Origin of the sequence: Streptomyces sp. NPDC005899, from assembly GCF_040629645.1 — a bacterium.
Taxonomy (GTDB): domain Bacteria; phylum Actinomycetota; class Actinomycetes; order Streptomycetales; family Streptomycetaceae; genus Streptomyces.
The window spans coordinates 1-4,909 of the sequence record NZ_JBEXWB010000421.1 but is presented as its reverse complement, the minus strand read 5'-3'; the positions used below and the strand labels follow the sequence as shown (position 1 = coordinate 4,909).

Annotated in this window: 3 protein-coding genes and 4 pseudogenes; 3 read left to right on the top strand and 4 right to left on the bottom strand. The window is 65.9% G+C overall.

The features are described from left to right. Window positions 1–117 precede the first annotated feature (117 nt). The 3 genes and pseudogenes from ABZ371_RS29020 to ABZ371_RS29010 form a co-directional block, all read left to right on the top strand. A pseudogene (locus ABZ371_RS29020) lies at window positions 118–378 on the top strand (transposase); the annotation flags it as partial. A gap of 297 nt (window positions 379–675) precedes the next feature. Next, on the top strand, window positions 676–1,323 hold the full coding sequence (locus ABZ371_RS29015) for a ScbR family autoregulator-binding transcription factor (protein ID WP_358685064.1): 648 nt from the start codon (window positions 676–678) through the stop codon (window positions 1,321–1,323). 632 nt (window positions 1,324–1,955) lie between these two features. After that, window positions 1,956–2,291: a hypothetical protein gene (locus tag ABZ371_RS29010; protein ID WP_358685062.1), complete on the top strand. Its 336-nt coding sequence runs from the start codon at window positions 1,956–1,958 to the stop codon at window positions 2,289–2,291. A 90-nt stretch (window positions 2,292–2,381) separates the two neighbouring features. On the opposite strand, the pseudogene ABZ371_RS29005 reads toward ABZ371_RS29010, so the two are convergent. From ABZ371_RS29005 to ABZ371_RS28990, 4 genes and pseudogenes are all read right to left on the bottom strand, one after another. After that, a pseudogene (locus ABZ371_RS29005) lies at window positions 2,382–3,128 on the bottom strand (transposase family protein); the annotation flags it as partial. A gap of 207 nt (window positions 3,129–3,335) precedes the next feature. Then, a pseudogene (locus ABZ371_RS29000) lies at window positions 3,336–3,536 on the bottom strand (integrase core domain-containing protein); the annotation flags it as partial. A gap of 34 nt (window positions 3,537–3,570) precedes the next feature. Next, the gene (locus ABZ371_RS28995) at window positions 3,571–4,443 is read right to left on the bottom strand and encodes an IS3 family transposase (protein ID WP_358685060.1); all 873 of its coding nucleotides are present in this window, start codon (window positions 4,441–4,443) and stop codon (window positions 3,571–3,573) included. Between the two features lie 17 nt (window positions 4,444–4,460). After that, window positions 4,461–4,742, bottom strand: a pseudogene (locus tag ABZ371_RS28990) (transposase); the annotation flags it as partial. Window positions 4,743–4,909 lie beyond the last annotated feature (167 nt).

The window sequence follows — 4,909 nt, the reverse complement described above, 5'->3', positions numbered from 1 at the left end:
ACCACTTTTTCGACCATGATCGACAAGGGGCTCAAGTCATACCGGGCCCGGAGGCCGGGAGCCCCATTTCGGAGCCACGAACACGGTAACGGGGCTCCGGCCGGCGAGCCGGACGACCATGCCATCGGCAGACGCCGCGGTGAGCTAACCACGAAGATCCACCTCGCGGCCGACGGTAACTGCCGGCCCCTGGCCTTCCACCTCACCGCCGCACAGGCAGGTGACGCGCCTGCCTTCGCCGACATGATGGCCCGTCTGCGTGTTTCCCGCGGGCGTGGACGGCCCCGGAGCCGGCCAAATGCAGTCCTGGCCGACAAGGCGTACTCGTCACGGTCCATCCGCGAACACCTCAGGCAGCGCGGCATCCGGGCGTTCATCTCCGTTCCGGCCTGGCCCGATTGACCTCCATCGAGTACGACCATCATGACCCTAGCCGCAGCCCTGGCTGCATAGACTCCCGCTGTCACCCAACCCTGCAGCAGTCCCGTGCGCCCGAGGTGGACGTACTCGTTTGGGTACGCTGCCTGCGCTTCCACGTGCGGGCCCTGCGGGGTAACGGGTGCTTCAGGCCAGATCCCCCCGGACACGGTTCAAGCTGAGCTGTAGCGCGCTGGTACGGTACCGATTCACGATCTTTTAGGATGGCGGTCGAGCGAGGTCAGGGGGGAGCGCGAGTTGGTACAGCAGCAGCGGGCGATCCGCACACGCCGGGAATTGCTGGAAGCGGCTGCCGAAGTCTTCGACGAGCACGGTTACGACGCCGCCACGATTTCGGCGATCCTTCAGCGGGCCGGGCACACGCGGGGTGCGCTCTACTTCCATTTCACGTCGAAGGAAGACTTGGCACGGGGAGTCCTCGATGAGGCGGTGACCTCGGACGGGGTCACCCCTCAAACCTTTAAGCTGCAGGAATGGGTGGACACGGCCCTCCTGCTAGCCTATCGACTTCCGAAGGAACCCCTGCTCAGCGCCTCGATACGACTGTCGGTCGACGTGCGGGCGCGCAGGCTTTTCGGCACTCGCTGGCCGGACTGGATTGCCTATGGAGCCGATCTCCTCACCGAGGCGGAGGCGCGAGGCGAGTTGCTTCCGAACGTTGACCCGGTCGCCGTATCACGGCTGCTGGTCGGGTCCTGGACAGGAGTCCAGGTAGTGCGGGAGTCGAGCGCCGAGCCTCTCGACCTCGTCAGCGAGATTTCGGCCCTCTTCGAGACGGTCCTCCCCAACATCGCAGTGCCCGGCGTGCTGTCCCGCCTCGACACCACCCCACACCGTGCTAACCGTCTCCTCGAGCAGCACAGGGCAACTGCTGCCGCGTCCTGACGCGGCAGCCGAGGGGCTGACCACGCTCCAGGCCAGTACTGCCCAGCAGGACGATGAACGAGTAGTCCTTGCTTCATAGAGCCTTTTCAGCATGGCCACCGATCGGGTGGCGGGGCTGTTGGCGGGGGCGGGCCGCAATGCATGAGGCCCCCGTAACTGTTGAGGGAGTGGTCGAAGCCTCACGCCCTGGTCGAGTGCCTCACGATGCTCATCGTCACCGTGAGGGTGAGTGCCGCTGCGAGTTCCCGCCGCGCCTCCCTGCCCACATCGCTGCAACCTTCGGGATGTTTGCGACCACCAGGGAACCGCCTCTTGCAGGGGAAACGCGTCAAACCTGTGTACCAATCTGGTGCCGATGCCCAGATTGCCGAGGTGACGCGGGTGGCCACACAGGATGATCACCTTGCCTGCACGTTTACTTGGCTTCTGACTGCACTTCGGGGGACCTCTTGTACCGCTTCACTCGCCGCACTGGCAGTGCTCTGACTGCCGTTGCGCTGATTACCGGCATGGCATCCGCTTGTTCTGACTCGGCTACGGTGTCGAAGGCTTCGCAGTCCGAGAAGGCGGGGAGCTCCGCCGCGGCTCCTGCAGCTCAGCTGCTCTCCCAGTCCGGCAGGGAGCAGTTGGACATGGAAGCTCGCGACTTGCTCAACATGACGGATCGTCTGGAGTCGGATGAGGCGGGCTTGGTCTCGGCCGGTTCCCTCGCGGTGCCCGGAGAGAACCTGGACGAGACCATCAAGTCGGGCACGGCCCTGCGGGTGGAGGTGGCGTGCGCAGGGGAGGGCACGGTTACCTTCACGGTCGTCTCAGGCGCCGTCAAGACAGCTAAGCGCGTCGACTGCACGCAGCCGATGACGAACGGGTTCGACTTCACCACGGCCGGGCCGAGTCTCGCGATCCAGGCAGACTCACCCGAGGAAGATAGGGTAGGCACCGCCTACGTAATAGGCCGCATCTCCTGATTTATCCCGGTTGGCAACCCTGGTCGCCCTGGTTTCGGATGCGGAGCACGTCCCGCAGTACGCCGGCCAGGTCACGCAGCTCATTTGGGGCTGCGAGCACTCCAGGGTGAGGATGACCTTGGCGATTGACGCCATGCGGTTCGGGCTGCATCGCAATCTTCGGAAGATTCGCCAGGACTTGAGTCGTGCCATGCCGCGTTCGACGGGTGTTCGGGAGGCGGCGAGGGCCCGGTTGATCGTCTGCTGGGTCGGGGTCAGTTGCCTGCCGGGCGGTCGTTTGCGTCTGGTGGTGACCCAGGGGCCGACGCCCGTATAGGCGCGGTCGGCCAGGATGGGGACGCCCTGGCGTTCGCAGATGCGGATGATGCGGTGGGTGCGGGCCGCGGTCAGGTCGTGACCCCGGCCGGGCAAGGCAGGGGAGATCCACAGCACCTGGCCGGTCGGGTCGGTGACAACCTGCACATTCACACCGTGGCGGCGGTGCTTGTGCGAGTAGTCGGCCTGCCCGTCGCCCACCCGGTCGCACTCCGCGAGCGTCCCGTCGAGCAAGACGTATTCCGGGTCGGTCTCGCGCAGAACCTTCAGTAGGCCCGGTGACCGGTCGGCCAGGAGGTTGATGACCGCGGTGGTGTAGGCGTGGGTGGTGCCCACCGATATGCCGAAGCCCGCGGCGATCTGGGTCAGTGTGTCGTGCTTGCGCAGGTACACCAGAGCGATCAGCGCACGCTGGTGCGGCGGAAGCTTGCAGCGGCGGTCACCCTCGCGGGTGACGATGAGCCTGGTGACCCACTCGACCAGAGCGTGTGGCAGGTCGAATGCGGCAGGATAGGGAATCAACGAGGCACTTGTGCTGATGAGTTGAGACTTCGAACATCTCCCTCAACGGCACGGGTGCCTCGTGCGTTGCGGCCTCCCCGCCGTCACCCGATCGGTGGCCGCCTGAAAAGGCTCATAAATGCCGGCGCGAGCCTTTCGCCGTGGACAGTCATCGAGCGGGACTCCACACTGGTGGGTGGGGCCTTGACCCCGAATGCTGAACACGGGTTATGCGGCTTGTGCCAGCGTAGTTGGTGTGAGGTGGAGGGCGTTTTCGAAGGCGATCGGTGATCGTTGTCCGAGGTGGGAGTGTCGGCGTCGGGTGTTGTAGCGGTGGAGCCATCGGAAGGCGTCGAGTCGGGCCTCGCGCTCGGTCGGCCAGCTCTTTCGTCCTTGCAGGGTCTCGCGTTTGAACGTCGCGTTTGAGCTTGTTCCGCTTTGACGGACACCTTTGGTGTGGTGGTCAGGCTGCGAGCGCGGTCTCGTACTCGGCGGGGCTGAGGTAGCCGAGGCTGCTGTGTAGTCGGTGCAAGTTGTACCAGCCTTCGATGAAGTCGAAGATCGCGGTGCGGGCGGTGTCCCGGCTGGGCCAGGCGGAGGTGCCGAGCAGTTCGCGTTTGATGGTTGAGAAGAACGACTCGGCGAGCGCGTTGTCCCAGCACTGGCCGGTGCGGCCGACCGACAGTCGAACCCCGAACTTGGCTGCCAAAGCGGTGAATTGCCGGCTGGTGTATTGGCAGCCGCGATCCGAGTGGAAGATCACGGGATGGGTGGGGCGACGCTGCCGGCAGGCGGCTGTCAGTGCGTCGGCCACCAGCTCGGTTCGCAGGTGATCGGCGGTTGCCCAGCCGACCACGCGCCGGGAGGCGATGTCGATGACCGTGGCCAGATAGAGCCAGCCCTCGTCGGTCGGGATGTAGGTGATGTCGCCGCACCAGCGGGCATCGAGCCCGGTGCGGCCGGGCTCGAAGTCCCGGACGATCAGGTCAGGGCGCAAGGCAGCCTTGGGATCGGGGACCGTGGTCACGTGCCGTCGTCGGCGGTGCCGGCCTTGTAGTCCGGCGGCCCGCATCAGTCGCGCGACACGACGACGGCCGCACCCGGCGCCCTCGCGCGTGAGCACGGCATGCACGCGCGGGGCACCGTAGGTTCCGCGCGATCGCGCATGGACCTCGGTGATCTGCTCGGTCAGCTCGGCATCCCGCACCGCCCGGGGGCCGGGCAGGCCGGAGCGACGGGCGTAGAAGGCGGTCCTGGAGACCTTCATCAGCTCACACGCCCGTTTGACGCTGTGACCTGCACGCTTCTCCGCCTCGATGAACGGGTGCACCGTCACCGGGTCTCCTTCGCGAAGAAAGCTGTGGCCCGCTTGAGGACGTCGACATCCTCACGCAGCCTGCGGTTCTCCCGCCGCAGCGCAGCCAGCTCCTCGTGCTCACCGCTGGTCAGTCCGTTGCGCTCGCCCGCGTCGACCTTGGCCTGTTTCACCCAGTCCCGCACCGCGGTCTCGGTCAGCTCGAAGTCCTTGGCGACCTGGCCGACCGAGCGGTCACCGCGTCGGCACAGCCCGACAATCTCGGCCTTGAACTCCGGCGTGAACGAACGGCGAGGGCGGCGAGGCTTCTTCTTCCCCATGCTCTCCATGATGGACATCCTCCCGGGGCTGAACCCCTGATCTCGAATGTCCGTCAAAGCGGATCAAGCCCAGTTGAAGGACTCGGCGAGCGCGTTGTCCGCGCTGGATCCGACCGCGCTCATGCTTTGCTGAACCCCTGCTGACCTGCAAGCTTCGGCGAAAATCC

Excerpts from the sequence above, each read along its gene's own strand:
- ABZ371_RS29010 (WP_358685062.1), top strand. The coding sequence starts at position 1,956 with ATGGAAGCTCGCGACTTGCTCAACATGACGGATCGTCTGGAGTCGGAT.